Genomic DNA, 1,980 nt, shown 5'->3' with positions numbered 1-1,980 from the left:
GTTCAGCGCAGCTCGCAGCAGTTCGACCCGATCCTGCTGCGCCCTGTCGATGAGCTCGAACTTACCGTTCGTTCGGCAAACTGCCTCAAAGCGGAAAACATTTACTACATCGGCGATCTGATCCAGCGCACTGAGAATGAGCTACTGAAGACGCCGAACTTGGGCCGTAAATCGCTCAACGAAATCAAGGAAGTGCTTGCATCGCGCGGCCTGACTCTTGGTATGCGCCTGGAAAGCTGGCCACCCGCCGGCCTCGACAAGCGTTAATTTGAACCACAAGATCCCGCCCGAAAGGGGATCTCGCACGGGCAGTACCTGATACGGCTGTCTGGATTTTAAAAAAGGAAACATCATGCGCCACGGACACGGATTACGTAAACTCAACCGCACCAGCGAGCACCGTCTCGCCATGCTGCGCAACATGATGAACTCGCTGCTGCAGCACGAAGTCATCAAGACCACCCTGCCCAAGGCCAAAGAATTGCGCCGCGTGGTCGAACCCATGATCACCCTCGGCAAAGAACCTACTCTGGCCAACAAGCGCCTGGCATTTGACCGCCTGCGCGACCGCGATATGGTCGTCAAGCTGTTCGCAGAGATCGGTCCACGCTACAAGGCACGTCCCGGCGGCTACACCCGCATTTTGAAGATGGGCTTCCGCGTTGGTGACAACGCGCCCATGGCACTGGTTGAACTGGTGGACCGTCCTGAAGTGTCGGAAGACACTACAGCTGACACGGCCAAGGCAGAGTAAGCTACAATACACACATACCGCGCGGTGGAGCAGCCTGGTAGCTCGTTGGGCTCATAACCCAAAGGTCGTAAGTTCAAATCTTGCCCGCGCAACCAACACGTTAGCCTCTCAAGGCCAACAGCAAAACGCCTGCATCAAGCAGGCGTTTTGCTTTCCGGCCTTCATTCGGCGTTCAGCGGTTCTACTGCCAGTAGCATCACTGGCAGTCATTGCTTGCGGCTGGCCTGCATGGCGGTTGCTCAGTCCGGCATAACTGCTGTCACTTCAATTTCGACCTGGGCGCGGTCTTCAACCAGCGCCGCAACCTCGACACATGTCATGGCCGGAAAATTCTTTCCCATGACTTCGCGGTAGACGCCACCCAATTCCTTGAGCCTGGCCACGTACTCGACACGATCCACCACATACCAGGTCATGCGGACCATATGTTCGGGTCCGGCGCCACCGGCCTTCAGCACGGCCGCAATGTTCAGCAGCGCCTGGCGCGTCTGCGCGATGAAATCGTCGCTCTCGAACTGTTGCTGCGCATTCCAGCCAATCTGGCCGCCCACAAACAGCAGGGCGCCGCGAGCAAGGATGCCGTTGGCATAACCTTTCGGCTCGGCCCAGTCGGGCGGTTGTAGTTTCTTGATCATGAGCTTCCTGAGGGTGTTTTCAAATAAGGTAACAGGGCGCTGCGCATTCGTTCGGGAAGCGGCAGGGGTTTGCCATTGGGGAGCTCCGAATAGACCACCACGCCATGCGCTTTCAGCTTGATGGTCACCCCGGCGCTGCCAACTGGGCTGCCATGGATTTCGTAGTGCATACCCATGCTCGCGTTGCCAAGGCGGGTCAGTTCCAAAGTAATTGTCAGTGGGTCGCCATGGCGGCACATACCCAGGAACTCAACCTTCAAATCCACAATCGGCACACCCGTGCCTCCGGCAATCAAGACATGTTCGGGAAAACCGATGTGGGCCAGGAAGTCCTCTTGCACCTCATGCAGCAGATAGAGAAACTGCGGGTAAAAAACGATGCCGGCCGGATCGCAATGGTGAAACCTGACGAGCTTTTGCGCGGTGAATTTCATGATTCGCGCAGCTTGAAGCGTTGCAGCTTGCCGGTTTCAGTGCGTGGGAGCTTGGTCACGAATTCGATCTGACGGGGATATTTGAAAGGCGCAAGCGCCGCCTTGACGTGGTCTTGCAGGGCTTTTGTCATGACGTCATCAGCTGCCTGATCAGGCT

General features: G+C 57.0%; 5 protein-coding genes and 1 tRNA gene. 3 read left to right on the top strand and 3 right to left on the bottom strand.

Features of this window, described 5'->3' with window-relative positions:
• The 3 genes from AC1D1X_RS21845 to AC1D1X_RS21835 form a co-directional block, all read left to right on the top strand.
• Positions 1 to 267 (top strand): DNA-directed RNA polymerase subunit alpha C-terminal domain-containing protein (locus AC1D1X_RS21845; RefSeq protein WP_477699166.1); only part of this gene is annotated, 267 nt, incomplete at its 5' end.
• Positions 268 to 352: 85 nt separating this feature from the next.
• Positions 353 to 754, top strand: a complete 402-nt coding sequence (gene rplQ / locus AC1D1X_RS21840) for a 50S ribosomal protein L17 (RefSeq protein WP_122954335.1) — start codon at positions 353 to 355, stop codon at positions 752 to 754.
• Between the two features lie 18 nt (positions 755 to 772).
• Positions 773 to 849 (top strand) — tRNA-Met (locus AC1D1X_RS21835).
• A gap of 144 nt (positions 850 to 993) precedes the next feature.
• Here the strand turns inward: AC1D1X_RS21835 and AC1D1X_RS21830 are convergent.
• From AC1D1X_RS21830 to AC1D1X_RS21820, 3 genes are all read right to left on the bottom strand, one after another.
• Positions 994 to 1,389, bottom strand: a complete 396-nt coding sequence (locus AC1D1X_RS21830) for a RidA family protein (RefSeq protein WP_477668668.1) — start codon at positions 1,387 to 1,389, stop codon at positions 994 to 996.
• Complete coding sequence (locus AC1D1X_RS21825) at positions 1,386 to 1,823, bottom strand: acyl-CoA thioesterase (RefSeq protein ID WP_477668667.1); 438 nt, start codon at positions 1,821 to 1,823, stop codon at positions 1,386 to 1,388. The genes AC1D1X_RS21830 and AC1D1X_RS21825 overlap by 4 nt, the downstream gene beginning before the upstream one ends.
• The coding region (locus AC1D1X_RS21820) for an AMP-binding enzyme (RefSeq protein WP_477699167.1) at positions 1,820 to 1,980 on the bottom strand (161 nt) is incomplete at its 5' end. The genes AC1D1X_RS21825 and AC1D1X_RS21820, both read right to left, overlap by 4 nt.

The organism is Polaromonas sp. P1_G4 (genome assembly GCF_056405475.1).
The sequence above is the reverse complement of the archived record's forward strand: the minus strand, read 5'-3'. Positions and strand labels throughout refer to the sequence as shown.